Raw genomic sequence first — 1,225 nt, 5'->3', positions numbered from 1 at the left:
AAATTGATTTTATCTACTACAACCTTGTTGGCAGCTGCTTCGCTTGCAGCTTGTTCAGGTAAGCAAGAAGTAAAAACCGAAGCTTCTTCATCTACTGAGAAGACAGAAAAGGTAACAAGCAAATCTTCTAACTCATCTAAGGCAGAAAAGACTTCTTCTAATACTAGCTCTCAAACAACAAGTGATGTATTCCCATCAGACGAAGAGCTTGAAAAGTTAAAAACAGTTGGTGATTTTAAAAAGTGTTTCGCAAAAATCTTGGATGAATCAAATCGCCTGATGACTGAATCAATGGAATCTCTTCCTGAAAGTGCCAAGGAGACATTTGCTCAAACAGCAGATGCGCTTAAGGAGACTCTTGCACAAACGAAGGAAGCATTCAACAAAGCGGTTGAGCGTTATGGGGATGATAATGCGGAAGTTCCAAAAGAGTTTCGTGAAACCTTTATTGAACAGTTGAAGGATGCTCGTGACTCTGCTAAAGATTCATCAGAGTCACCAGTGGACAAAGATTCAGACGATGAAGACAGCGATTCAGATGAATAAATAGATGGCTAGCATTGGATTTTTTGGTTAAAAGCCAAAAGGAGGAGACGAGTGGAGGGATTTTCTACTTGCAAGAATCTCCCTCTTCCCTTAGGGTATCCTCTCTTATACCTCATGTTGGAGAAGTTGTAGAGACAGGAGAACTTGTCCACATGATGCCGATATTTTCTAGGATTCCGACAGTGAATCAACCTTTAAGTATCTGGTGATAAGGGAGAGGTGCGCCTCATCCAAATAAATCGATAGGCCGGAGATAGACTGATCTCTGGTCTTTTTTAGAAAGTCTCAGGGAGGATGCATGAATTGACGGCAACCTAGCTTGATGCTAAAATGGTAGTGGAAGCTTAAAAAGGAGAGAGTGAATGAAAAAAATACTGTTATTGATGCTTGCTTTACTGGGAGTGATGGGGCTAGTAGCCTGCTCGAATCAAGAAGGGACCTCGTCCAGTGAAAAGTCTGTAAAGGAAACACGCCAGTCATCAACCTCTTCTCAGGGCAAGAAAGTGACCAGCTTGAAAGGATCCTCAGAGTCTCCTTTTGTCTTGTATACAGATGAGGAACTTGAAAATGCTAGAACTGTTGGAGACTTTAAAGCGCTCTATGCTTTGATGATGGACCGAACCGTTGCTCATTCAGAGGAAGCAGGAGCATCACTGACGGGCTCAGCTAAAGAGACCCA

1 protein-coding gene and 1 pseudogene are annotated in these 1,225 nt (G+C 42.3%); both read left to right on the top strand.

The window, feature by feature from the left end; all coding sequences use genetic code 11:
- The coding region (locus ACLOR3_RS05910; protein WP_412037070.1) for a hypothetical protein at positions 1 to 546 on the top strand (546 nt) is incomplete at its 5' end.
- Positions 547 to 908: 362 nt separating this feature from the next.
- Positions 909 to 1,225 (top strand): annotated as a pseudogene (locus ACLOR3_RS05905) (hypothetical protein); the annotation flags it as partial.

The organism is Streptococcus intestinihominis, assembly GCF_046824975.1.
Taxonomy (GTDB): Bacteria; Bacillota; Bacilli; order Lactobacillales; family Streptococcaceae; genus Streptococcus.
This window is presented reverse-complemented; position numbering and strand designations above follow the sequence as displayed.